19 protein-coding genes are annotated in these 24,395 nt (G+C 61.6%); 6 read left to right on the plus strand and 13 right to left on the minus strand.

Features of this window, described 5'->3' with window-relative positions:
• The first annotated feature begins 25 nt into the window (after positions 1 to 25).
• Complete coding sequence (locus QP971_RS10115) at positions 26 to 1,189, plus strand: asparaginase (RefSeq protein ID WP_284787389.1); 1,164 nt, start codon at positions 26 to 28, stop codon at positions 1,187 to 1,189.
• Positions 1,190 to 1,245: 56 nt separating this feature from the next.
• On the opposite strand, the gene QP971_RS10120 is transcribed toward QP971_RS10115, so the two are convergent.
• A complete protein-coding gene (locus QP971_RS10120) occupies positions 1,246 to 2,337 on the minus strand; it encodes a LysR family transcriptional regulator (RefSeq protein WP_349018300.1) in 1,092 nt (363 codons plus the stop codon).
• Here QP971_RS10120 and QP971_RS10125 point away from each other — a divergent pair.
• Positions 2,336 to 3,322, plus strand: coding sequence for an SLAC1 family transporter (locus QP971_RS10125; RefSeq protein WP_284811658.1), 987 nt, complete (start codon positions 2,336 to 2,338; stop codon positions 3,320 to 3,322). The two genes, QP971_RS10120 and QP971_RS10125, sit on opposite strands and share 2 nt — an antisense overlap.
• A gap of 143 nt (positions 3,323 to 3,465) precedes the next feature.
• Here QP971_RS10125 and trhA read toward each other — a convergent pair whose 3' ends face one another.
• The 4 genes from trhA to purS all read right to left on the minus strand — a co-directional run bounded on the left by trhA (position 3,466) and on the right by purS (position 7,628).
• Complete coding sequence (gene trhA / locus QP971_RS10130; RefSeq protein ID WP_239273395.1) at positions 3,466 to 4,116, minus strand: PAQR family membrane homeostasis protein TrhA; 651 nt, start codon at positions 4,114 to 4,116, stop codon at positions 3,466 to 3,468.
• 262 nt (positions 4,117 to 4,378) lie between these two features.
• On the minus strand, positions 4,379 to 6,688 hold the full coding sequence (purL, locus tag QP971_RS10135) for a phosphoribosylformylglycinamidine synthase subunit PurL (RefSeq protein WP_269953850.1): 2,310 nt from the start codon (positions 6,686 to 6,688) through the stop codon (positions 4,379 to 4,381).
• 13 nt (positions 6,689 to 6,701) lie between these two features.
• A complete protein-coding gene (purQ, locus tag QP971_RS10140) occupies positions 6,702 to 7,385 on the minus strand; it encodes a phosphoribosylformylglycinamidine synthase subunit PurQ (RefSeq protein WP_284811656.1) in 684 nt (227 codons plus the stop codon).
• Positions 7,386 to 7,628: a phosphoribosylformylglycinamidine synthase subunit PurS gene (gene purS, locus QP971_RS10145; protein ID WP_023019878.1), complete on the minus strand. Its 243-nt coding sequence runs from the start codon at positions 7,626 to 7,628 to the stop codon at positions 7,386 to 7,388.
• 274 nt (positions 7,629 to 7,902) lie between these two features.
• On the opposite strand from purS, the gene QP971_RS10150 reads away from it, so the two are divergent.
• Positions 7,903 to 10,635 carry an ExeM/NucH family extracellular endonuclease gene (locus tag QP971_RS10150; protein WP_284811653.1) on the plus strand — a complete coding sequence of 911 codons (2,733 nt, stop codon included), beginning with the start codon at positions 7,903 to 7,905 and terminating at the stop codon, positions 10,633 to 10,635.
• A 212-nt stretch (positions 10,636 to 10,847) separates the two neighbouring features.
• Here QP971_RS10150 and QP971_RS10155 read toward each other — a convergent pair whose 3' ends face one another.
• The 5 genes from QP971_RS10155 to purD form a co-directional block, all read right to left on the minus strand.
• Complete coding sequence (locus QP971_RS10155; RefSeq protein ID WP_005325788.1) at positions 10,848 to 11,531, minus strand: DUF2334 domain-containing protein; 684 nt, start codon at positions 11,529 to 11,531, stop codon at positions 10,848 to 10,850.
• Positions 11,532 to 11,587: 56 nt separating this feature from the next.
• Positions 11,588 to 13,711 (minus strand): S9 family peptidase, encoded by a 2,124-nt coding sequence (locus QP971_RS10160; protein ID WP_284791260.1) that lies wholly within the window; start codon positions 13,709 to 13,711, stop codon positions 11,588 to 11,590.
• A gap of 49 nt (positions 13,712 to 13,760) precedes the next feature.
• Complete coding sequence (locus tag QP971_RS10165; protein ID WP_284811651.1) at positions 13,761 to 14,654, minus strand: phosphoribosylaminoimidazolesuccinocarboxamide synthase; 894 nt, start codon at positions 14,652 to 14,654, stop codon at positions 13,761 to 13,763.
• Positions 14,655 to 14,796: 142 nt separating this feature from the next.
• Positions 14,797 to 16,227, minus strand: coding sequence for an adenylosuccinate lyase (gene purB, locus QP971_RS10170; RefSeq protein ID WP_198492039.1), 1,431 nt, complete (start codon positions 16,225 to 16,227; stop codon positions 14,797 to 14,799).
• Between the two features lie 41 nt (positions 16,228 to 16,268).
• Positions 16,269 to 17,543 (minus strand): phosphoribosylamine--glycine ligase, encoded by a 1,275-nt coding sequence (gene purD, locus QP971_RS10175; RefSeq protein WP_284811648.1) that lies wholly within the window; start codon positions 17,541 to 17,543, stop codon positions 16,269 to 16,271.
• A 35-nt stretch (positions 17,544 to 17,578) separates the two neighbouring features.
• On the opposite strand from purD, the gene QP971_RS10180 reads away from it, so the two are divergent.
• Entirely contained in the window at positions 17,579 to 18,007 is a 429-nt protein-coding gene (locus QP971_RS10180; RefSeq protein ID WP_005330004.1) for an HIT family protein, read from the plus strand.
• Here the strand turns inward: QP971_RS10180 and QP971_RS10185 are convergent.
• The 3 genes from QP971_RS10185 to QP971_RS10195 form a co-directional block, all read right to left on the minus strand.
• The gene (locus QP971_RS10185; protein WP_284811646.1) at positions 18,004 to 19,515 is read right to left on the minus strand and encodes a sensor histidine kinase; all 1,512 of its coding nucleotides are present in this window, start codon (positions 19,513 to 19,515) and stop codon (positions 18,004 to 18,006) included. The genes QP971_RS10180 and QP971_RS10185 overlap by 4 nt on opposite strands.
• Before the next feature lie 12 nt (positions 19,516 to 19,527).
• Positions 19,528 to 20,232, minus strand: a complete 705-nt coding sequence (locus tag QP971_RS10190) for a response regulator transcription factor (RefSeq protein WP_005325775.1) — start codon at positions 20,230 to 20,232, stop codon at positions 19,528 to 19,530.
• Between the two features lie 186 nt (positions 20,233 to 20,418).
• Positions 20,419 to 22,164 (minus strand): pyruvate dehydrogenase, encoded by a 1,746-nt coding sequence (locus QP971_RS10195; RefSeq protein WP_239273313.1) that lies wholly within the window; start codon positions 22,162 to 22,164, stop codon positions 20,419 to 20,421.
• A gap of 172 nt (positions 22,165 to 22,336) precedes the next feature.
• Here QP971_RS10195 and QP971_RS10200 point away from each other — a divergent pair, with 172 nt between their 5' ends.
• Complete coding sequence (locus tag QP971_RS10200; protein ID WP_284811644.1) at positions 22,337 to 23,848, plus strand: MFS transporter; 1,512 nt, start codon at positions 22,337 to 22,339, stop codon at positions 23,846 to 23,848.
• The gene (locus QP971_RS10205; protein WP_284811642.1) at positions 23,814 to 24,377 is read left to right on the plus strand and encodes a TetR/AcrR family transcriptional regulator; all 564 of its coding nucleotides are present in this window, start codon (positions 23,814 to 23,816) and stop codon (positions 24,375 to 24,377) included. Before QP971_RS10200 ends, QP971_RS10205 begins: the two co-directional genes overlap by 35 nt.
• Positions 24,378 to 24,395: the final 18 nt, after the last annotated feature.

Raw genomic sequence — 24,395 nt, forward strand, 5'->3', positions numbered from 1 at the left:
CTCCCACACACAGAAACGAGGGATTATGCACACCCCAACAATGCGTCGCTCGGCCCGTGCCGGCCTTGCCTTAGTAACTTCCGCATTCCTCTTGGCGTCCTGCCAGAATCCGGATAACCGCCCGGAAGAGGAGACTTCGGCCGCCACACCCGAGTCTTCCGCGCCGCAGAGCGCCACCAGTTCCACATCTGCAACCACGGAAGAAACTACCGAAACCTCTGCAGCGGAACACGAGGGTCCACGCGCCACCGCCGAGGGCCACGTGGTGGTCCTTTCTACCGGCGGCACCATTGCCAGCACGCACGATAAGACAGGTGCGGTGGTTCCCACCGTTACCGGTTCCAAGTTGGTGGAGCCTCTTTCCGGCACCTTTGACAAGGACAAGCTCACGTTAGAGGTCAAAGACATTGCCAAGCTGGATTCTTCCGCGATGACCTTGGACGATACCGACACCATCATCGAGGCCGTAAATAAGGAACTACAGCGCGATGATGTCGATGGCGTAGTGGTCACCCACGGCACCGATTCCATGGAAGAGACCGCCATCGCCGTCGATACCTTCCAGGACAGCGATAAGCCGGTGGCCCTTACCGGAGCGATGCGCCCCTTTGATGACCCGGATCCGGATGGTCCGGAGAACTTGGCGCTTGCGGTCAAGACCGTAACCGACCCTTCCAACAAGGGCCGCGGTACCTTCATTGTCTTTGCGGATCACGTTATCCCTGCCCGCGGCGCTTTTAAGTCCGACACCACCAAAGCCGATGGCTTTGCCAATAACAATGGCAAGAAGCAGCCTCAGCGCCCGAAGGCCTTAAAGCATCAACCGCTGGGCAATACCCGCGTCGATATCATCGCCGCCTACCCCGGCGCGCCGGCCGACCTTATCCAGCGCTCCTTGGACAGCGGCGCCGAAGGCATCGTGATTGAGGGAATGGGCGCCGGCAATATCGGCGACGAGCTAGCCCAAGTCGCCAAGGCCGCGGCCAAGAAGGTTCCGGTCGTGCTTACCACCCGCGTGGATCACGGACCAGTGGAGGGAATCTACGGCGGTGCCGGTGGCGGTGCCACGCTTGCCGACGCCGGCGTTATCTCCTCCGGCACCCTACGCGCTCCCCAAGCACGCATGCTGCTAGCCGCTGCGATTACGACCGGCACCGATGCTGAAGATCTCTTCGCCCACGCTGAATAAACACTCGCCTTGGAGCACCGGCTGGTGGAGACACAACATTAATGAACGAGTTTTCATCAGCCACGCTTAGTTTCGACCTCGTCCCCGTGCGCATAGTCCGCCAGGAAGCGAAGAAACCGGTGAGCCGGCTCTGGGAGTCGGTTCTGCGAGCTCCACACCACACGTAGGGGCCGGTCAAACTTGATCCCAGCTACCGGGACCTCTACATACTCGCCGGTAGACAACTGCGACTCCACTGCTCGCCTTGCTATAACCCCTGGAGCGCCTAAAGCGCCTATAGCAGCGCGTTGCGCCCCCAGAGATCCAAATTCTCCTGCAGGAGGAGCGAGTGACCCCAGAATGTCCTCTACTACCTCCCGCGTGCCGCTTCCCTGCTCACGCAGAACCAAAGGAGTAGTCTGCAGCTCCTCTTTAGATACCGCAGCCACCCCCTTCAATGGTTCGGATACTGTAGGAGCCCCAGATCCACTTCGGCTATCCGCGCGAGCCCAATAATGCCCTGCAGGGACGACAACAACGAGTTCGTCGTGTCCGGCTACGCGCTGGTGCAGTTCATGGGATACCCAGTTACCTTCCACAATGGCTAAATCCGCCAATCCCTGTACGACATGGCGCTGGGCCTCCCGGCTATTGAGCTGGCGCATACGCAGAAAAGTTTTCGGGTGAGCACGTTGAAACGCCGCAGCCCAGCGCGGGTAATCTACCTCGGCGACTGTATGCGAGACCACCAATTTAATTTCCTCGGTGACGTCTTCACCGATGGCTCTCTCAAGACCCCGCGCGCAGTCGTTCAAGGCCCCCTCTAGCACCTCGAGTACCCGGACAACCTGGGAGCCGACTTCCGTAGTAAAACTACCCGCAGCTCCACGCCAAAAAATGCGTTGATTTAGATGCCTTTCAAAATTGGCAATGCGATTACTCACCGACTGTTGGGAGACATTCAGGTGTATGGCGGCCTGATTCATACCCCCATACCGTGCCACAGCAAGTACGGCGTCGACTGTCTGGGCATCGGGAACAAATCCGCGCCGAACTGGTAAAAAGTCATCACTACTACCGATTCGCGAGGGGTACATATTTTCATTGTAACCCCGTCCAGAATGAACGCCCTCCCGCAATTCTGCCGTAAAGCATAGCCTCAAGCGCATGTTAAAAATTCAGAACGAGATAGACCTTCCCCCGCTCGGCCCAGGCTGGGCCGGGGCCGTTATGGGCCTCGGAATCTCTTCTACTCTTATCGACGTACACGTAACTCCCCTATTAGGCTCGGCCCCCTCGAAAGCCATGCTTGGGGCTGCAACAATTCTTGCTATATCGCTCGTATTTGGGTTTCTAAAGCACCACAATCCGGGATTTCGCGCCGCCGATATGCCCGCTTGGGGCATGGTATCTATAGGCATACTTTCTTTGGGTAGCGCCTACTCCCTCATTTATGATTCCTGGTCGGTTCATACCTTGTGCTGGGCAATAGGAACGGTTCTCGGCGCGGTGACGTGCATCCGTTTTCTCATGTTTCTCATCTGCGATCGCCCGTCAGCCCCCGCTTTCACCTGGGGACTACCACTGGTCGCCCCCATGGTTGCGGCTACCTCCTCAGCTCAGTTGGCACCGCATGCCGGCGAGTGGGGATCGATAGTCCACAGCATCGGCGTAATCAGTTTTGCATTGGCATGGCTTACAGGAGTGCCTACATTCGCCTTCGTTTACCTGCGTACCATTCCGAAAGTTCCTACCAGCTTCGCTGCTACTGCTTGGATCCCGCTCGGGCTGGTAGGCCAATCTACCGCGGGAGCACAATTGCTTGCAGGTGAACAATGGCACTTCCGCGCAATGGTCTACGGTGTAGCGATGCTCGGACTTGGCATCCCGCTGGCCATTTACGCCATCAGCAAGCACTGGGGAGCGGCCCTAGGAAGCACCCCCATGTCTTATAACCCCACGTGGTGGGCTAGCACATTTCCCGTAGGTACCTGCTGTCTTGGCACTCATACTTTGTCCACCCAACCTGCAGCACTGACGTTGGGAATGGGCTGGATGGGTACCATCAGCGTCGCCCTTCTAGTGCTGCTTCTTGTCCACGTCATGTGGGCTACTATCGGCGCAGCCGTGATCGGCTGGGCAAAAGCACGCTGAGTTTTCGAGTCTCATGACTTCTAGGTGAATACCCACCGTAGCGGCGTCAGTATGTGTACCCCCTTTCCACCTAAAAAGGAGTTTACAGGCAGTCCGGCAATTCCTGGGTGGAGGAGATAGACGTGCTAATAGTCGCCCTATCCCTAGACGACGACCATCCACACCGCCACGAGGTGTACCACCGCAGCCGCGATGGTCGCGGTATGGAAGTGCTCGTGGTAGCCGTAGTAACGCGCGTTGCGCCCCGGCCACTTAAAGCCATAGACCAGCGCGCCTAGCGAGTACACCACACCGCCGGCAAAGAGCAGCCAGACCACAGCGGCCCCCGCCTGCGTCCACAGCGTGGGCAGAAGCGGCAGCACCAGCCACCCCAGTGCTAGGTAGACCACCACGTCCAACCAGCGCGGGTGGTTGATCCACACTAGGTTCAAAATCACACCGAGAATCGCTCCTGCCCACGCAACGCCTAGCATCCATGCCGCCTGTACCGGCGATAACACGATAAGGCATAGCGGCGTATATGTCGCGGCAATAAATACCGAGATGGTCGCGTGGTCCGCTCGCCGCCACCACTGCACCGCACGCGCACTGGCCCACGGGTAGCGGTGATACAGCGCCGAGACGCCAAAAAGCCCCACCAGCCCCACGCCGTAAACAGTTACACCAAGCCCCTGCCACCAGTGCAATGTCATCCATGCATAGGTAATGAGCACGGTGGAGGAAATCACCGACAGCAATGCTGCAATCGCATGTCCCCAGCCACGGCTTAGCGGCCTTGGCCCTCGATCAGCCATCCAATAAGTGCGCTGGACAAGGCCCGGCCCCGGCGCACTATCCGCATGGATCTGTGCCACGGCGGTACGTCCCTTCTGCTGCCTCACAACGGATAACTTACGATACCGTAAGTGTACGGGCACAGGCAGAGGCCTTCAAGGGACACCTACTGGAAAAGCATCTCGTTCTCTTTCAGGTAAGAGGCCTAGCCATAAGAAAAGCCCAGCCGAAGCTGGGCTTTTCTTGTGTCAGCGTCGTAACGCAGCGGGACTGCGAAGCGGTCTACTCCACTACAGAGTTAGCGCCCACAGCGTGGTCGAAAAGGTCCGGCAGGGTGGCGGACCAGGCGGAGACCAGCTGGGAGATGGCGACGGACTCGCCGCCGAGGGTAAGGGCGCCGGTTTCGGTGGTCTCGCCAACGATGGCGGCTGGGATGCCCAGCTCGCCGGCGCGGGCGAGGACCTGATCGGCGCGGTCGGCGGTGGTGGCCACGAGCACGCGGGAGGCGGACTCGGAGAAGGCGGCGACGAACTCGTCCTCGTGGACCGCGGTGAGGTCCAGGTTGAGACCAAGGCCGGCGCCGTCGGCAGTCGCACCGGCGCGCTTAGCCATCTCAAAGGCGGTGACGGCAAGGCCGCCCTCAGAGATATCGTGCGCCGCGGTGAGCAGCTCATTGCCGTGGAAGAACTCAGCCAGGCGCTTCTCGTTGGCCATGTCTACCTGCGGCGGCAGACCGTTGAGGGAGGAAGCCTCGGAGGTATCGGCGCTCACCTGCTGCCAGATGGAGCCGCCGAATTCGTCCTTGGTCTCGCCTAGGGCGATGAGAACTTCCTTCTCGCCCACGGTGCCCAGCTCATTGCCGATGGCCTTGTGCACGTCATCAATAACGCCCAGCACGCCCACCACCGGGGTAGGCAGGATCGGCTCCTCGCCGGTCTGGTTGTAGAAGGAGACGTTGCCGCCGGAGACGGGGATGGCAAGCTCCACGGCGGCGTCGGCAAGCCCATGCACAGACTCGCGGAACTGCCACATCACGTCGGGGTTTTCCGGGGAGCCGTAGTTCAGGCAGTTGGTAATCGCGACAGGCTTGGCGCCGGTGACGGCCACGTTGCGGTAGGCCTCCGCCAGCGCGAGGCGGGCGCCCATGTTCGGATCCAGCTTGGTGTAGCGGCCGGACGCATCGGCGGACACGGCCACGCCACGGCCGGTCTCCTCATCGATGCGCAGCACGCCGGCATCCGCATGGTGGGACTGGACGGTATTGCCGCGCACGTAGCGGTCATACTGGTTCATGATGAAATCGCGCGAGCACAGCGCTGGGGAGGACACGAGCTTCTGCAGGGACTCAACCAGACCGCGCTTGTCGGTGCCCTGGTACTTCTGCAGCTCATCCTGCCACTCCGGGCGGGCATACGGGCGGTCATACTCCGGAGCCTCATCCGCAATGGTGCCGGCCGGGGCATCCACGACGACCTCGCCCTGGTGGCGGATGACCAGGTGGTTGCCCTCGGTGACCTCGCCAATCTCAGCACAGGTGACGTCCCAGTGCTCGCAGATTTCGCGGAACTTCGCCACGTTCTCCGGAGCCACAACGGCGCACATGCGCTCCTGGGACTCGGAGGCGAGGATCTCGGCCGCGGTCATATTCTGCGCGCGCAGCGGTACATTATCGAGGTTGACCTCCATGCCGCCATCGCCGGAGGCCGCCAGCTCCGAGGTGGCGCAGGCCAGACCCGCGCCGCCCAAGTCCTGAATGCCTACGACCACGCCGGCGTGGTAGAGGTCCAGGCAGCACTCGATGAGGACCTTCTCTGCGAAGGGGTCGCCCACCTGCACGGCCGGCAGCTTGCGCTCGGCGCCGTCCTCGAAGGTATCGGAGGCCAGCACGGACACGCCGCCGATGCCATCCAGGCCGGTGCGGGAGCCAAAGAGCATGACTTTATTACCCTTGCCGGAAGCGAAGGCCAGCTTCAGGTCATCGACCTTGAGGGTGCCCACGCACAGGGCGTTGACCAGCGGGTTACCGGCATAGGTCTCATCAAAGACGGTTTCGCCGCCAATATTGGGCAGGCCCAGGGAGTTGCCGTAGCCACCCACGCCGGAGACCACGCCGGGAAGGACGCGCTTGGTATCGGGGGCGTCGGCAGGCCCAAAGCGCAGCTGGTCCATCACGGCAATCGGGCGAGCACCCATGGCCATAATGTCGCGGACGATGCCGCCCACGCCGGTGGCCGCACCCTGGTAAGGCTCCACGTAGGAGGGATGGTTGTGGGACTCTACGCGGAAGGTCACCGCGTTGCCGTCTCCGATATCCACCACGCCGGCGTTCTCACCGATGCCGGCGAGGATCTTCTCCCCCATCTCCTCGGTCATGGTCTCACCAAAGTAACGCAGGTGCGTCTTGGAAGACTTATAGGAGCAGTGCTCGGACCACATGACGGAGTACATGGTCAGCTCCGCATCGGTGGGGCGACGGCCCAGGATATCGTGGATGCGCTGGTACTCGTCATCCTTCAGGCCGAGTTCCGCGTAGGGCTGCTGCTCGTCTGGGGTGGACTGCGCCTTTTCTACGGTGTCATTATGAACGGTCATGAAAATGGCCTCCTTAAACCGCCGGCGCCTGTGCGACGGCCTTGATGGCGGATACGAAAAGTCCCAGTCCGTCGGTGGATGGGCCGGTTAGCGTGTCAATGGCGTGCTCGGGGTGCGGCATAAGGCCGACGATGCGGCCGGACTCATCGCTGACGCCGGCAATGCCGTTGACGGAACCGTTGTAATTATCGGTATAGCGGAAGACCACGCGGCCCTCGCCCTCGATGCGGGCGATGTCATCATCGCCGGCCTGGAAGCGGCCCTCGCCGTGCTTGGCCGGCACCAGGATCTTCTGGCCCTGCTCAAACTCGCTGGTCCAGGCGGTGGTGGAATTGGCCACCTCGAGGTAGGTATCGGTGCAGTGGAAGTGCAGGCCCTTATTGCGGGTCAGCGCGCCTGGCAGCAGGCCCGCCTCGGTAAGGATCTGGAAGCCATTGCAGATGCCGAGCACCGGCATGCCCTGCTTCGCACGATCGATAACGGACTGCATCACCGGCGCGAGCGCGGAAATCGCGCCCGAGCGCAGGTAGTCACCATAAGAAAAACCGCCCGGCACTACTACCGCATCCACGCCGTACAGATCGGTATCTGCGTGCCAGAGGCTTTTCACCTCTGCGCCGGCGGTGCGGGCAGCGCGAGCGGCATCCACATCATCCAGGGTTCCGGGGAAAGTGATTACTCCGATTGTGGCGGTCACTTACTTGACCTCCAGCCCAACAACCTCGTAGTCCTCGATGACGGTATTGGCCAGCAGCGTGGCGGCCACCTTATCTAGGTCCTCTGCGGTGACGGAGTCATCGACCTCGAGCTCGAAGCGCTTTCCCTGGCGCACATCGCTGACACCGGATACCCCGATGCGACCCAGCGCGCGGACGACGGCTTGGCCCTGCGGATCCAGAATCTCCGCCTTGGGCATGACATTGACAACTACACGAGCCATGAAATATTTGCCTTACTGTATGGGGCTTTGGTCTGCGCGACTTAGTTTAGTTGGCACCCCCGCCTTTTACCTAGACTCACCCCCGCAGTGTGGGTTTCACCCCGGTTGGGCAAACTCTACGTGAACCCCAAACGACGCTCTGGCAAACTTCGGCGTGCCCTCCAGCCTGGCCCGGCGCGGCGCTCTACTAATAGGCGACGCACACTGTCGCTCTCTTTTTAAGGTTGAATCTAGGTCTTCTCACCGCCTCGGCGCGCTGGCACTTGCCACCGCCTTGTCTTCTGCCGCCCTTGCCGTTCCTACCGCCACGGCCGCAACCGATGGCTCCGCTGCCGTCATCTCCGAGGTCTACGGGGGAGGCGGCAATAAAGGCGCTGCCTTCACCCATGACTTCATCGAGCTCTATAACCCCACCGATGCTCCAATTGACCTGACCGGATACACCGTGGAGTACTTCTCCGCCTCCGGCAATACCGGCGGCAAGGTGGAGCTTTCCGGCACCATCGCCCCGCACGGCTACTTCCTGGTGCAGGGCGCGGCCGGCAATGGCGCGGGCGAGGCCCTGCCTGCCCCAGATGCCGAGGGCAGCCTCAATATGTCCGGTTCTAAGGGCTCCGTGCAGCTTGCCGACGCCACCGGTACCCCCATCGACGCCATCGGCTACGGCGCTGCTTCCATCAAGGAAGGCACCGCCGCCGCGGGCCTGTCCAATGCCAAGTCCGCCTCCCGCGACGCCGATGGCACCGATACCGATGACAACGCCGCCGACTTCACCACCGGCACCCCTACCCCGACCAATTCCGGTAACGAGGCCCCCGCCCCGCAGCCTGAGAATCCGGCCGAGCCCGAGCAACCTGCTCCCGAGGGAATAACCGCCATCGCAGATATCCAGGGCACCGGCGCCGAATCCCCGCTCAAGGACCAGACCGTGGCCACCGAGGGCGTCGTCACCGGCGTGTGGTCCGAAGGCGGACTCAATGGCTTCACCATCCAGACTGGTGGCACCGGCACCGAGGCCACCGATGCTTCCCAGGCCATCTTCGTCTACATGGGTAACAAACCAGCCGATCAGTACCCTGCCCTTGAGGATTCCGTCGAGGTAACCGGCAAGGTCTCCGAATTCTATGGCTCCACCCAGCTCACCGCCTCCGCGGTCACGCAGCTCGATACCCCGCTGGAGAAGGTCACCCCGCTCAAGGTAGACCAACTTCCCGATGGCACCGAAGCCCGCGAGCCCTTCGAGCACATGCTCATCCAGCCAGCCGAGCACACCGTGACCAATAACTACTCGCTCAACCAGTACGGCGAGGTCGGCCTCGCCCCGGGCAAGGAAGCCCTGCGCCAGCCTTCCGATATCTTCTCCCCCTCCACAGATCCCAACTCCGATATCCAGAAGCTGACCAAGGACAACGCCGATAAGCTGGTCACCCTGGACGATGGCCGCACCCGCGACTATCTCAAGACCGACCAGAATACCCCGCTGCCGTACATCGCCCAGGATGATGCCCAGACCATCAAGTCCCTGCGCACCACCGATACCGTGACCTTCCAGCACCCGGTCATCGTGGGCTTCTCCCACGACCAGTGGCGCTTCCAGCCCACCACCCCGGTCACCGGCAACACCAAGGGCGCAGACCTGCCCATCTCTTGGGAAAACTCCCGCGAGGCCGAGCTGCACGCCATCGATAACGTCAAGGGCGAATACACCATCGGCGCCTTCAATGTGCTGAACTACTTCACCTCCCTGGGCGAGGAATTCGGCGGCAGCGCCTACACCGATCGCGAGGGCAATAAGGTCACCGTCAATCGCGGTAAGACCCGCGGCGCCTATACCCAATCAGCACTAGAAGACCAGGAGCGCAAGATTGTCGCGGCCATCAACGGCCTCGATGCCGACGTCATCGGCCTTTCCGAAATCGAAGATGGCTACGCCGTCACCGGTGACTTTACCCAGCGCGATAAGGCCCTCAAGCACCTGACGGAAAAGCTCAACGAGGCCGCCGGTTCCGAGAAGTGGGCCTTCGTCCCCTCTCCTTCCGAGGACGCCGTACCGGACTCCCCGGATGTCATCCGCACCGCGTTTATCTACCACAAGGATGTGGTCAAGCCCGTCGGCGAATCCCGCATCTTCCAGGATGATCGCTTCACCGGCACCGCCCGCGAGCCACTCGCCCAGGAGTTCCAGCCGTTAAAGGAGGGCGAGGAATCCTTCGTTGCCGTGGCCAACCACTTCAAGTCCAAGGGCTCCGTAGCCAAGGGCGACGCCGACTCCGGCGACGGCCAGGGCAATAACCCGAACGTCCGCAACGCACAGGCCCAGGCCGTCCTCGATGCGCTGCACAAGCAGGAAGACTGGAAGGACAAGCCGCTATTCGCCCTGGGTGATTTCAATACCTACACCCACGAGACCGCGCTCGATGTCTTCCGTAACGACGGCTTCACCGTCCCCGCCGAAAAGTACGAGGCTGACCCTTCCTACCAGTTCTCCGGCCTGCTTGGCACCCTCGACCACGTGCTGGCCAATAAGGTTGCCACCGGCACGCTTGACGACGCCCAAGTGTGGAACATCAACGCCGACGAACCCGTCGCCTTCGAATACTCCCGCCGCAACTACAACATCGTGGACTTCTACGATGACTCCCCGTTCCGCGCCTCTGACCACGACCCAGTCAAGGTCGGCTTCACCCTCGGCGCAGACGACTCCGCCGGCCAGCCGGATGACCCTTCAGACAAGCCTTCCGATGAGCCAGGTAAGCCAGAGGACAAGCCCTCCGATAAGCCCTCCGATAAGCCTTCTAAAAAGCCGAATAAGCCTGCCTCCGGCTCTAGCTCCAGCACCAGCTCCGTCGGCGCAGGCATCGCCGCCGCCATCGCGGCCATCGTCGGCCTTGTCGCCATCCCTGGTTTCCTCGCCGTGACCGGAAACCTCCACAAGGCCATCCCGGCCCCCATCTGGGCCATGCTGCCAAAGGAAGTGAAGAACTTCATCACTAGCCTGCAGCGCTAACCTCCCACAAACGCAAACCCCGCTCGCTTTTGGATAAATCCCAAGCGGCGGGGTCTTAATTTTTGTGATTTCAACGATTTCGTCCATATATATCGCCACCACCGTCGACGGAAGTGGAGGTTTAGGTGGTCGAAAATCGTGAATTCTGACTTAGCCAGCAAAAATCCCCCGCCGCTGCACTCCGTGGAGCGTTCAGCGAGGGAATGCGCGGTCTATTTTGGAAGATAGGCGCCGTAATCGGCTGGGGTCGCGCCGGCGTTGATGGCCCGGTCGGCGGCTTTGACGAAGTCATTGATGACTTTGCGGTCATCCAGGTTGCGGCCGGAAACCGAAAGGCGGACCGTATTGCCACGCTGAGCGGAGCGCTCAGCAGCGCGAATAATGTTCTTGCGCCACCACTTGGCGGAACCAAAGCCTTCACCGAAAGAAAGGTTGCGGGCTTGGTGGAACTTACCGGAATTAATCTGGAGGATGCCGCGGGTGGAGGCGGCTACCTCAAACTTGAACTGCGGCAAGACCTGCAAGGTACCGGGCGACATGCGCCAGCGAGGGGGCGCAAAGATGGTGGGCTCGAAGCCAATCTTGGCCATCTGGCGGGTAGCTCCGGCGAGGCGCAGCTTCGCCTCGTGCGAATCGAGGTTGGCGAATTCCGCGCGGCGGCCCTGCACTGAACGATCGAAACCGTTCAGAATAAGAACGCGGCCGGCATCGGCTTGGTCTTGGAGCCACTTTTTGGTGTCTTTGTCTTTGGCGAGGTGCCAGTTGCCGTCGATATGCGGGGCAATCAGCAGGGAAACAGGAATCTCCTCCCGATCAAGGATCGAGAGGAGCCGGCTAGCCTGCTTCCGTGTGTCATCAAAGATGCTGGAGATAGATACCAGAAGGTGGCCATTCATAAGGAAAATTATCGCACAGGAATTTAGGATTCGCGCGTTGGCCCCCTATCCGGGTTTTACTTCTCCAAGCCGGTGGCCTTGTTGATGGTCCACGCGTACTCGAAGGCATTCTGGCGCCACTTTTCATAGCGACCGGACACACCGCCATGGCCTGCGGCCATTTCGGTTTTGAGCAAGAACTCGCCGCCGGTGACCGTCGTTCGCAGCTGGGCGATCCACTTGGCCGGCTCAACATAGAGCACGCGGGTGTCATTGAGCGAGGTAATGGCCAGGATGTCCGGGTAGTCCTTAGCCTCGATGTTTTCGTACGGCGAGTAGGACTTCATGTAGTCATAAACCTCTGGATCGTGGTACGGGTCGCCCCACTCCTCCCATTCAGGCACCGTAAGGGGAAGCTCCGGCATGAGGATAGAGGTCAGCGGGTCCACAAACGGCACGACGGCCTGGATGGCGGTGAAGCGATCCGGGGCCATATTGGCAATCGCGCCCATGAGCATGCCACCGGCCGAACCGCCCTCGGCCACCATCTGGTCAGCGGTGGTCACCCCGCGGGCAATGAGGTCATCGGCGACATCGATGAAATCAGTGAAGGTGTTTTTCTTCTTGAGCATCTTGCCGTCGTCGTACCAGGTGCGGCCCATCTCGCCGCCGCCACGGACATGGGCGACGGCGAAGATCATGCCGCGGTCCATGAGGGATAGGCGGGTAACGGAGAATGCCGGATCTACGCTGACCTCATAGGAACCGTAACCATAGAGCAGGGTCGGGTTCGGCTGAGTGCGGTCGAGGTCGGCGCGGTGGACAATGGATACGGGGATATCGGTGCCGTCGGCAGCCGTGGTCCACAGTCGGTAGGCCACATAGTCATCCGGGTTATAACCGCCGGGAACCTCCTGCTCCTTGAGGAGAGTAAATTCGCCGGTATCCACGCGGTAATCAAAGAGCTGGGAGGGCTGGGTGAAAGACACGTAGCTCACGCGCAGCACCGGTGCGTCCCACTCGGGGTTTCCGGATACGGACACGGTGAAGAGTTCTTCGTCGAAGTTGAGCTCTTCGAATTCGCTAAAGCCGTCATTCACGCGCATGATGGCGGCGCGGCCGATGCCGCCGCGGCGGTAGCCCACCACAATCTGATCGCGGTAGGTGTCCACGCCCTCGATGCGGGTGGTCTCCTCGTGCGGCAAGAGCGCCGGCAGGTCACGTAGGGTGGGCAGCTCATCCTTGGCCTTGGTATATCCGACCTCGAAGTTGGGGCCGGTGGCGTTGTGGGTGACGATCCAGTAATCCTCGCCCTTAACGACGGCGTGGTCGACGTCGTAGTCCACGCCAGATTCGCGCTCCCACAGCAGGCGGAATTCACCCTCGGGGTTGTCTTCTTCGAGGACCCACACCTCAGAAGTCACCTTGGAGCTCACGCCAAGGAAGAGGTATTTATCGGAGCGAGCGCTGCCGATGCCGACGTTGAAGTGCTCGTCTTCTTCCTTGAACACCTGCACGTCTTCGGACTGCGCGGTACCGACCTTGTGGCGCCAGATGGCGTCAGGGCGCCATGCCTCGTCGACGGTCGTGTAAAAGATATAGCCGTCGCCGGCCCAGGTGGCGCCGTAGAAGATGCCCTTGAGGTGGTCGTCGAGAAGCGCGCCGCTTTCCAAGTCCTTAATATAGAGCTCAAAGCGCTCGTCGCCGGCGAAGTCCACGGAATAGGCCAGGTAGCGGCCGGAATCAGAGATGGAGGCGGCGCCGAGGGCAAAGAAGTCCTTGCCCTCCGCCAGCGCGTTGGCGTCGAGGATGATCTCCTCGCCTTCCGGGGTGCCTTCCTCTGGGATAACCGGGGCAGTCCATGGGTCAGCCCCCTCCTCTACCGGGAGCCGGCAAGAGTATCCGTAGCTCTTGCCCTCCTCGGTACGGCCGTAGTACCAGTAATCGCCGCGGCGAGAAGGCACGGACATATCGGTTTGCTTGATGCGGGACTTAATCTCCTGGAAGATATTCTCCGTCATCTCATCCAAGTGCGCGGTCTTCGCCTTGGTGTAATCATTTTCTGCGTTGAGGTAATCCAGGGTTTCCTGGGATTCCTTATCGCGCAGCCACTCGTAGTTATCCACGAACTCGCGTCCGTGGAAGGAACGGGTCACGGGGTGGACGGCGGCCACGGGGGCGGAAAGATTCTCGTTGCTCATGCCGCCCCACTGTACGCGTGGCGCCCTAGGGCTGGAAGCCTAAGGGGAGTTAGGCCTCGGGCGAAAGGAAGTCCGCGAAGCGCTCGCCGGAAAGCCGCTCGTAGGCCTCGATGTAGCGCAGGCGGGTGGCGGAAACGACGTCGTCGGGAAGCTGGGGCGGAGTGCCGTCGGCGGCTTGGTCCCACCCGGAGGCGTCAGAAGTCAGCCAATTGCGCACGTATTGCTTGTCGAAGGACGGCTGGACCTCGCCCTCCACGTAAGAATCGGCCGGCCAGTAGCGGGAGGAATCTGGGGTAAGGACCTCATCGGCCAGCACGAGGGTGCCGTCTTGATCTAGGCCGAACTCGAACTTGGTATCGGCGAGGATAATGCCCTTCTCCTCCGCGAGCGTGGCGGCCTCGGAGTAGATGCGGAGGGTGGCCGCGCGCAGCTCCTCGGCGCGCTCGGCGCCCAGCTTGTCCACCACGAAGTCGAAGGAGACGTTCTCATCGTGCTCGCCTTGTTCCGCCTTGGTGGCCGGAGTGAAGATGGGCTCGGGCAGGCGGGAAGCCTCAGCCAGGCCCTCCGGCAGCTCGATACCGCACACGGTGCCGTTGGCCTTGTACTCCTTCAGGCCGGAACCGGTGAGGAAGCCGCGGGCCACGCACTCGAAGGGCAACATTTTCAGCTTCTTGACCACCATCGCGCGGCCAAGGCACTCGGCGGGGATGCGCTCATCATCGAGCGGGCCGGCCAGGTGGTTGGGGAAATCGATGGAGTCGAAGAAGAACTTCGAGGTTGCGGTCAGCACGCGGCCCTTGTCCGGGATGGCCGGCTCGAGGGCGTGGTCGTAGGCCGAGATGCGGTCCGAGACCACCATCAGAAGAGTGTTCTCGTCTACATCGTAGATATCGCGGACCTTGCCGGAGGCAAGATGGGTATAAGAAGAAAGCTCAGGTCGCATGACCTTCATTCTAGCGCTCAGGGGTAGCGAGCACGTTTCGATCAAATAAGCTCCGAAATCCGCGCGGGATTCGGGGGCTATTTGATCGAAATGCGAAAAAGGAAGGCGCACCGCGACAGGAAGACGCCCTGCGCGGCTCGTTTTAAAGGATCTCGCCCGGGGTATAGGCCGCAGCCTTGGGGTGCTCACCTACTAGCGCGTTGATGCGGTTGAGCACCTGGCTGACCTGGGACTCGGCGGCGCCGATGAAGGCGTGCTTATCGGCTAGGGCGGCCTCGAGGTCGGACTCATCCATGGGCAGGCGGTCATCGGCGGCGAGGCGTTGGACTAGGTCCTGCTCGCCGCCGTTTTCGCGCATATTGAGCGCGACGGCCACGGCGTTTTCCTTGATGACCTCGTGGGCGGTCTCGCGTCCCACACCAGCGCGCACGGCCGCCATAAGGATGCGGGTAGTGGCCAGGAAGGGCAGGTAGCGCTCCAGTTCGCGGTCGATCATGGCCGGGAAGGCACCGAACTCGTCGAGAACGGTGAGGAAGGTTTCGAATTGGCCGTCGAGGGCAAAGAAGGCATCGGGAAGCGCGACGCGGCGGACGACGGAGCAGAAGACATCGCCCTCGTTCCACTGCTGGCCAGCGAGGTCCGCAGCCATGGTGAGGTAGCCGCGGAGGATAACCTGCAGGCCGCCAACGCGCTCGCAGGAGCGGGCGTTCATCTTATGCGGCATGGCAGAGGAGCCAACTTGGCCCTCCTTGAAGCCTTCGGTGACGGTCTCGTTGCCGGCCATCAAGCGGATGGTGGTGGCCAGGGAGGACGGGGCGGCGCCGAGCTCCACTAGGGCGGAGATGGCGTCGAAGTCGAGGGAGCGCGGGTAGACCTGGCCCACGGAATTGAAGATGCGGTGGAAGCCCAGGTAATCCGCGATGGCCGTCTCCAAGGAGGCGAGCTTGTCCTCGGAGCCGCCCATGAGATCGAGCATGTCCTGGGAGGTGCCCATCGGGCCCTTGATGCCGCGCAGTGGGTAGCGTGCCAAGAGTTCTTCAACGCGCTCGATGGCCAGTAGCATCTCATCGCCGGCCGTAGCGAAGCGCTTGCCCAGCGTGGTGGCCTGCGCGGCCACGTTGTGGGAGCGGCCCGCCATGACCAAGGACTGGTACTCGGCGGCGTGCCGTCCGATGCGGGAGACCACGGCGATGGCCTTATCGCGGATGATCTCCAGCGAGGTGTGGATCTGCAGCTGCTCCACGTTCTCGGTGAGATCGCGGCTGGTCATGCCCTTGTGAATGTGCTCGTAGCCGGCCAGCGCATTGAATTCTTCAATGCGGGCCTTCACATCGTGGCGGGTGACGCGCTCGCGCTTCGCGATGGACTCGAGGTTCACGTCCTCTACCACGGCCTCGTAGGCTTCGATGGCCTTGGCGGGGATGTCTACGCCCAGATCCTTCTGAGCGCGCATGACCGCGATCCAGAGCTTGCGCTCCAAGATGATTTTATGCTCCGGGCTCCAGATATTGGACAATTCCGCGGAGGCATAGCGGGAGGACAGGACGTTGGAAATCTTCTTCTTTTCAGCCACGTGGCTATTATTCCATGCCTGCCCCGCCGCGGGGTGAAAGGTTAGAGAGAAATCTCACCGTCTTCTGCTCGCTTGCCGATGTCCCGGCGCACAAAGCCACCCGCAAACTCGATGCCGTCGACGGTGGCGTAGGCGTTTGCGCGGGCGTCGGCAAGCGTGGCACCCTTACCCAGCACGCTGAGCACGCGGCCGCCCGCGGTGCGGTAGGCGCCATCGGTATGCACGGTGCCGGCATGGAGGACACGCTGCGGATCGTCCAAGGCAGCGCCAGAGATGGCATCGCCCTTGCGCGGGGAAGCCGGGTAGCCCTCGGCCGCCATGACGATGATGACGGCGAAGCCATCCTCCCACTCCAGCGGCGGGAGCTCGGAGAGGGCGCCGGTGGCCGTGGCGTGGAGGGCCTCAGCCAGCGGGGACTTGAGCAGGGAGAGCACTGCCTGAGTCTCCGGATCGCCGAAACGGCAGTTGAACTCGACTACGGCCGGGCCTTCTTCGCCCCAGGCCAGGCCGGCGTAAAGCAGACCGGAATAAGGGGTGCCGCGGCGCGCCATCTCCTTGGCCACAGGGGTGCAGACCTCGTCCACGATACGCTGCACGCCGTCCTCCGGCAGCCACGGCAGCGGGGTGTAGGCGCCCATGCCGCCGGTATTGGGGCCCTCGTCGTTGTCATAGGCGCGCTTGTGATCCTGAGCCGGCAGCAGCGGGACGACGGTCTCACCATCGACTAAGCAAAAGAGCGAGACTTCGGGGCCGTCGAGGAAGGATTCCAGCAGCACCGGGTTGCCGGCCGCGAGGACGGCGTCGACGTGGGCGCGGGCGGCGGCGCGGTCCGGGGTGACCACCACGCCCTTGCCGCCGGCCAGGCCGTCGTCTTTGACCACGAACTGCGGGCCGAAGCGATCGAGCGCGGCCTCAATGTCGTCCTCGCCTGCACCAGGGCGCAGCTGTTCTGCGCGAGCGGTCTTGACGCCAGCAGACTCCATGACGTCCTTGGCAAAAGCCTTGGATCCCTCGATCTGGGCTGCTTCCTTGTTGGGACCGAAGACCGCGATGCCGGCGGCGTGCAGGGCATCGGCCACGCCAGCGACGAGCGGAACCTCAGGGCCGATGACAACGAGGTCCGCGGCGATGCTCTGGGCGAGCTCCACCATGCGATCAGCGTTATCTACCTGGGAGTAGTCCGGGTGGACGGTAGCGAGGGCGGACATGGCCGCGCTGCCCGGCGCGGCGTGGATTTCGGTGCTCTTAGGGTCGGCAGACAGCCCCTTGACAAGGGCGTGTTCACGGCCGCCCGAACCAATTACGAGAATGCGCATGCCCACCATCATAACCAGCGGGTAGCCTGGCACACATGGCTTCTGTATTTACAAAGATCATTAATGGTGAACTACCCGCTCGCTTTGTCTACCGCGATGAGACCTGCGTGGCTTTCCTCTCCATCGAGCCGCTGCGCTACGGCCACACCCTGGTCGTGCCCATCGAGGAAGTAGATAAGTGGACCGACCTGGATCCACAGACCTGGGCCCACCTCAACGAGGTCGCCCTGGAAATCGGCGGCGCTATCAAGACCGCGTTTGATACCCCGCGCACCGGCTACATCATCGCCGGATTCGATGTCCCGCACACCCATATTCACCTCTTCCCCACCGAGAAAATGGAAGAGTATGACTTTGCCAAGGCCTTCGACGCCGATAACACAGACGATGCCGCGATGGATGAGGCGGCCGCCCGCATCCGTCAGCACCTCGGCTGCAACGAGGACGGCGTTCGGGAGGACTAGGGCTCAGAGGGGGCGTCGGCAAGCGCGGGCAGGCGCACCGTAAAGGTGGTGCCGCGGCCGAGCTGGGAGTCGACGCTAATGCTGCCATCGTGCTGCTCCACTAGGGAGTGGACGATGGCCAAGCCCAGGCCGGAGCCGCCGGTATCGCGGGTGCGCGAGGTATCGGCGCGGTAAAAGCGCTCAAAGATATGCGCCGCGTCGTCTTGGGACATGCCCTTGCCATCGTCAATAACATCGACCAGCACATCATTGGCCTCGCGGCGCAGGCGCAGCGTCACCGTGGCATCCTCGCCGCCGTGGCGGATGCCGTTGGTCACCAGGTTGAGCAGCACCTGATGCAGGCGGCTGGCATCGCCATTGACCACCGGGATGGACTTGGCATCATTGGCCACCTTAATCTCACGGCCGGGGAAGGCCGCACGCGCGGAAGAGCCCACGGACAAGGCCAGCTCCAGCAGGTCTACGGGGTGCATGTCTAAGCGCGTACCCTCGGCGCGGGTAAGGGCCAACAGGTCCTCCACCAGCAGGGACATGCGCTTGGACTCATCGTCGATCTTAGAAAAGACCAGATCCACGTCCTTGGTGGCGCCCGAGCGATAGAGCTCGGTATAGCCGCGCAGGCTGGTCAGCGGCGTGCGCAGCTCATGCGAGGCATCGCCGACGAAGCGACGCATCTGTTCCTCTTTCTCCTGCGCGCGCACAACGGAGCGCTGCAGCTGCCCCAGCATGATATTGAGTGCGGCGGCCAACTGGCCCACTTCGGTGTGCAACGGCCACTTGGGAACGCGCTTGTCTAGGTCACCTGCCGCGATTTCCGACGCCGTCTTTTCCACCACCCGCAGCGGCCGCAACGCCCTGCGGATAAACCAGAAACCCACGGCCGCAATGGCGGCCAGGGCGATGGCGGCAATGGTCACTTGGACCATGGCTAGGCCGTGCAGGATTTCGTTCTCGTGGGTCATATCCTTGGCAATGACCGTGATGACGCCATTGGAATCCGCGAAGGCGAGCGCGCGCCACTTGGTGTTGTTCTCGATGGAACCCACGGTGGTGGGATAGCCGCCGAGCGGGATATTCTCCGCATTCGGGGTAGTCGACGATGGTCCCGAGTAGCGGATGGTGCCATCGGGCAGGTAGTTCAGCACCACGTATTCGGTAGGCGGGCGCTTGGTGTGATCGCCGATGAAAAAGTCATTGCTGATATCGCGCGCCCATGTGGTCGACGCGGAGCGCAGCTCATCATCGACGTTATTGAAGAGCACGTTGCGCATGATGGAATTCACCGCAAAGGACGAGCCCGTAATGCCGAGCCCGGAGACCACAACGAGGAGGATGACCAACCACGTACGCAGCGGCATTGCCTGCGGAATCTGGGAAAACATCCGCCGCTTGGAGGACTCTTTCTCCCCTTCGCCTTGGCCCAGGCCTTCATGCCACATGGACTGCGGGCGCGCCGTCGCCGTCGCGGGCGCAGGTGCCTGGCCCTGGGTCTCCTGTGAATCTTCCATTACTTAAGCACTTTAGGAGCGCGGGGTGCGCAGTACATAACCCACGCCGCGCACGGTGTGGATCAGCTGCGTCTCGCCGGTATCGATCTTGCGGCGCAGGTAAGAGATATAGGACTCGACCACGTTGCCATCGCCGCCGAAATCGTAGTGCCACACGTTGTCCAAAATCTTGGACTTAGACAGCACCACTTCCTTGTTTTGCATCAGGTAGCGCAGGAGGTTGAACTCGGTGGGAGAAAGCTCGATGAGCTCACCGGCCTTGGTGACCTCATGGGTGTCATCATTGAGCGTTAGATCCGCGTAGCTCATGGTGGCATCGTTGGTGGATTCTTCCGCCGCTCCACCGCGGCGCATGATGACGCGCAGGCGGGTGATAACTTCTTCCAGGCTAAATGGCTTGGTCACGTAATCATCCGCGCCGATGGTCAGTCCGTGGATGCGCTGGTCCACACCGTCCTTAGCGGTGAGGTAGAGCACCGGGCCGTCCAGGCCTTCTTGACGCAGCTTGCCCAGCAGCTCGAAGCCATCCATACCCGGCATCATGACGTCCAGGATGTAGGCATCTGGGTTTACTTCGCGGGCAATGCGCAGCGCCTCGTTACCGGAATTGGCGCTGTAAACCTCGAAGTTCTGGAACTTCAGCGATACGGTAAGCAGCTCCACAATATTGGGTTCGTCATCGACGACAAGCACCTTGGCGAGTTTAGTGTCTTCCATGTTCTCCTCAGACTCCCTTAAAGGTTGCGATTTTCTAACACGTCATCATGGCACGCTTGCTTCCCAGCCTACTGAAGAGTTTCTGCCTGAATCCTGTGAACGTGGATTAGCGCCCTGGTCGAGACAAAAGAAAACCACGCCCCTCCCCAGGTGAGGAAGGGCGTGGCAGCCAGCGCAGCGCGCTATTTAGAAGTCCTGCGGGCGCGGGATATTGCGCAGGTTGGACTTTGCCATGGTGATCATCTGGCCAACGCCACCGTCCAGAACAGTGCGGGTGGCAGCCTTGGAGAAGCCCATGAGCTGCTCGATGGTCAGCGTCGGTGGCAGGGAGAGGGCGTTGGGGTCAGTAACGACGTCGATAAGAGCCGGGCCGTTATAAGCCAGAGCCTTCTTGATCTGCTCCGGTGCGTCCTTCGGATCCTCGATGCGGAAGTGCTTGATGCCGGAAGCCTCTGCGATCTTGGCAAAGTTGACGGACTCGTGGTCGGTCTCGTGCTCCGGCAGACCCTGCACCAGCATCTCCAGCTTGACCATGCCCAGGGAAGAGTTGTTGAACACGAACATCTTGATAGGCAGGTTGTGCAGCTTCACGGTGAGCAGCTCACCCATCAGCATGGACAGTCCGCCGTCACCGGAGAAGGTGATGACCTGGCGGCCCGGGTTAGCGGCCTGTGCACCCAGTGCCTGTGGCAGGGCGTTGGCCATGGTGCCGTGGCGGAAGGAGCCGATCTGCTCGCGCTTGCCGTTGGCGGTGATGTAGCGAGCGCCCCACACGTTGCACATGCCGGTATCGACGGTGAAGATGGCATCCTCATCGGCGTTCTTGTCAATGAGGTCAGCAACATACTCCGGGTGGATCGGGGTGTGCTTGTCCACGTTGGAGGTATAAGCCTCAACGACGTGCTCCAGCTTGCCGTAGTGCTTCTTGAGCATCTTGTCCAGGAAGGAGCGATCCTTCTTCTCATCCACGTGCGGCAAGATGTTCTCGATGGTGGCGGCTACGTCACCGGTGACCGGGTAAGAAATCTTGGTGCGGCGGCCGATGTGGGAGCCGTTGATGTCCACCTGTGCCACGTTGGCATCCGGCAGGAAGTCGTTGTACGGGAAGTCGGTACCCAGCAGGATAAGCAGGTCAGCCTCGTGGGTGGCCTCATGTGCCGCACCGTAGCCCAGCAGGCCGTTCATGCCTACGTCAAACGGGTTCTCGTACTGGATGTACATCTTGCCACCCAGAGCGTGGCCGATGGGAGCCTTGATCTTCTCCGCCAGCTTGAGCACCTGCTCGCGGGCGTCCTTGACGCCGGCGCCAACGAAGAGGGTGACGGACTTAGCCTCGTTGATGGCCTGGGTCAGGGCAGCGGCCTCGGCCGGATCCGGGAAGACGACCGGGCGGCCAGCAGAGATCTTGGACTCGACGAAGGAGTCATCCACAGCGTCCTGCATGGAAACGTCACCCGGGATAACCAGGACGGAAACGCCATTGCCGGCCATGCTGGACTGGATGGCGTGGTGCAAGACAACGCCGCCCTGCTCAGCGGAGTTGACCATCTCGCAGTAGCCAGAGCACTCCTGGAAGATTGCCTCTGGGTGGGTCTCCTGGAAGAACTTGGAGCCGATCTGGCGAGATGGGATGTGGGAAGCCAGTGCCAGCACCTTGGCGCCGTTGCGGTGGGCATCGTACAGGCCCTGGATCAGGTGGGTATTGCCTGGGCCGCAGGATGCGGCACACACAGCCAGCTTGCCGGTGGTCAGGGAATCTGCCTCGGCAGCGAAGGCTGCTGCTTCCTCGTTGCGGACGTGAATCCACTCGATGGAGGAGCGACGAACGGCATCCACGATCGGGTTCAGGGAGTCACCGACGAGGCCATAAATGCGCTCGACACCCTGCTTTTCCAGGGTGTCAACTAGCTGTTCTGCGTAGTTACGTGCCATTAAAAATCATCCTTAACTCTTCATTGGTGTTAATACCACTGTGCTACCTAGACCGCAGGAAAGTCCACTGTTCTCTTATACACTCACATACTGCGCCCAGCTGTGAGGAAGGTAATACTAACCTATCTTCGGCTGCAAACTGTAACGACCGTTCGGTACTGTTTACTGCGCTATGAGTATCCACCCGCCCCGCGCACAAGACCACGCCGCTGCGGCCTCCACGGCCGCCCAGGGATGGTCTTTCTGCGCCGTCATCTCTCTGGGGTTACTCATGGTTGGGCTGGATAATTCCATCCTCTACACCGCATTGCCGCAGCTATCACAGCAATTGCACACCACCGATACCCAGCAACTCTGGATTATCAACGCCTACGCGTTGGTGCTCTCCGGCCTCCTTCTTGGTGCCGGCACGTTGGGCGATCGCACCGGCCACCGGCGAATGTTTCTCATCGGCTTGGCCGTCTTCGGCGGCGCTTCCCTGCTCGCCGCCTATTCCCCCAGCGCTTGGACGCTGGTTTTAGGCCGCGCCTTCTTAGGCTGCGGCGCCGCCATCATGATGCCGTCGAGCCTCGCGCTTCTCCGCCTGACTTTTCCCGATGAGGTGGAGCGCAACACGGCCATTGGCATCTGGGGTTCTGTCGCCGTCATCGGCGCGGCGGCCGGCCCTACCGTGGGCGGCTTCTTTTTGGAGCACTTCTGGTGGGGCTCGGTCTTTTTGCTCAATGTCCCGATTGTTGTCGTGACCATTGTGCTGACCTTGTTCCTTGCCCCGCCAAACGCTCCGAACCCCCTAAAACACTGGGACTTCCCCTCGTCCCTGTATTCCCTTATCACTCTCGCCAGCCTAGTGCTGTCCATTAAATCCCTGGCACACAACTGGCCGGTGAGCGCCGCCGCAGGCATCGTCTTCATCTGCGGCGCGCTCGCCTTTGGCCGCCGCCAGGCTCGCTTGTCAGATCCCCTGCTGACCTTCGACATCTTTGGCTCCCGCATCTTCAGCGGCGGGGCCCTAACGGCCGGCGGCGCCATGTTCGGCCTCGCCGGCCTGGAGCTGCTGAGTACCCAAAAGCTCCAGCTTATCGACGACCTCTCGCCCCTCCACGCCGGCCTCATCATCTCCGCCATGGCTCTATCTGCCATCCCTACCTCCATTCTGGGTGGTGCCACCTTGCATCGCGTGGGGTTCCTCCCACTCATTAGCGGCGGATTCTTGCTCATGGCCGTCGGCATGGCCCTGGTGGTGGTGAGCCGGGGTGAGACGCTTCCCCTGCTCGTCTCCGCCCTCGTGCTCACCGGCCTAGGCGCGGGCCTGGCCATGTCCGTGTCCTCCACCGCCATCATCAATGCCGCTCCGCTTCATCGCGCCGGCATGGCCTCGGGTGTAGAAGCGGTCTCCTATGAATTCGGCACCCTGATCTCCATTGCACTGACTGGCACCCTCGTGCCGCTGCTCATGGCCCGCGAACTTCCCCCTCACCTCGTGGAATTGGGTACCGACGCGCTGCATCACCCCGCTTCCCACGCGGCCGCCGCGAGCGCCTACAATGCCGGTTATCTTTCCACCATCGGCGGCCTAGCTTGCTTCGCCTTGCTCCTAGCCGCGATAACCGCCTGGTGTTTCCGCGATAACCCGAAATCAGGAGATCCCTATGCCGCGACTCAACAAAAAGACCGCAGCCCTTGAAGCTGCGCTCGACATCATCGCCGCCGAGGACGTCTCTGGCCTTACTTACGACTCCCTGGCGCAGGCGACCGGCATGTCCAAGTCCGGACTCATTTATCACTTCCCTACCCGCCACGATCTGCTCGTAGACTGCCATGAATTTTGCGCCGCACGCTGGGAAGCAGAACTCGAGCGCCTGGCCGGCGGCCGCCCAGCCAGCGAGCTCGGCTGGGCCGAGCGCTCCCGAGCGCTCGTATTGTCCATGGGCAAAAATGATCCGCTCATCAAGCTTTTGATGTGCGTACATTCCCAGACCCACCCGGATTTTTCCGCCCAGTGGGCCGAGGTGGATGCGCGCTGGATGGTCGATCCTTCCGCCCCCGAAACGGACGAGGATGATCTGCTGGTCATGCTTCTTAGTACCGGCCTGTGGGTGCACGATCACCTCAACCAGCGCAAGCTGTCCCCCGCCAATCGCCAACGCATGGTCGGGGTTAAGGGTCAGAAAGTGTGTCTGGGATCGGTGATTTATAGTCACTGTCCAGTGTGATTGTTGAAAGTATAGGCT

Origin of the sequence: Corynebacterium marquesiae (assembly GCF_030229635.1) — a bacterium.
Taxonomy (GTDB): Bacteria; Actinomycetota; Actinomycetes; order Mycobacteriales; family Mycobacteriaceae; genus Corynebacterium; species Corynebacterium marquesiae.

Coding starts and splice junctions, on each gene's coding strand:
- QP971_RS10195 (WP_239273313.1), bottom strand. CDS start 22,164: ATGGCACGTAACTACGCAGAACAGCTAGTTGACACCCTGGAAAAGCAG.
- purS (WP_023019878.1), bottom strand. CDS start 7,628: ATGGCTCGTGTAGTTGTCAATGTCATGCCCAAGGCGGAGATTCTGGAT.
- QP971_RS10185 (WP_284811646.1), bottom strand. CDS start 19,515: ATGGAAGATTCACAGGAGACCCAGGGCCAGGCACCTGCGCCCGCGACG.
- purD (WP_284811648.1), bottom strand. CDS start 17,543: ATGCGCATTCTCGTAATTGGTTCGGGCGGCCGTGAACACGCCCTTGTC.
- QP971_RS10190 (WP_005325775.1), bottom strand. CDS start 20,232: ATGGAAGACACTAAACTCGCCAAGGTGCTTGTCGTCGATGACGAACCC.
- QP971_RS10180 (WP_005330004.1), top strand. CDS start 17,579: ATGGCTTCTGTATTTACAAAGATCATTAATGGTGAACTACCCGCTCGC.
- QP971_RS10165 (WP_284811651.1), bottom strand. CDS start 14,654: ATGCGACCTGAGCTTTCTTCTTATACCCATCTTGCCTCCGGCAAGGTC.
- QP971_RS10205 (WP_284811642.1), top strand. CDS start 23,814: ATGCCGCGACTCAACAAAAAGACCGCAGCCCTTGAAGCTGCGCTCGAC.
- QP971_RS10115 (WP_284787389.1), top strand. CDS start 26: ATGCACACCCCAACAATGCGTCGCTCGGCCCGTGCCGGCCTTGCCTTA.
- trhA (WP_239273395.1), bottom strand. CDS start 4,116: ATGGCTGATCGAGGGCCAAGGCCGCTAAGCCGTGGCTGGGGACATGCG.
- QP971_RS10160 (WP_284791260.1), bottom strand. CDS start 13,711: ATGAGCAACGAGAATCTTTCCGCCCCCGTGGCCGCCGTCCACCCCGTG.
- QP971_RS10125 (WP_284811658.1), top strand. CDS start 2,336: ATGTTAAAAATTCAGAACGAGATAGACCTTCCCCCGCTCGGCCCAGGC.
- purL (WP_269953850.1), bottom strand. CDS start 6,688: ATGACCGTTCATAATGACACCGTAGAAAAGGCGCAGTCCACCCCAGAC.
- QP971_RS10200 (WP_284811644.1), top strand. CDS start 22,337: ATGAGTATCCACCCGCCCCGCGCACAAGACCACGCCGCTGCGGCCTCC.
- QP971_RS10155 (WP_005325788.1), bottom strand. CDS start 11,531: ATGAATGGCCACCTTCTGGTATCTATCTCCAGCATCTTTGATGACACA.
- QP971_RS10120 (WP_349018300.1), bottom strand. CDS start 2,337: ATGCGCTTGAGGCTATGCTTTACGGCAGAATTGCGGGAGGGCGTTCAT.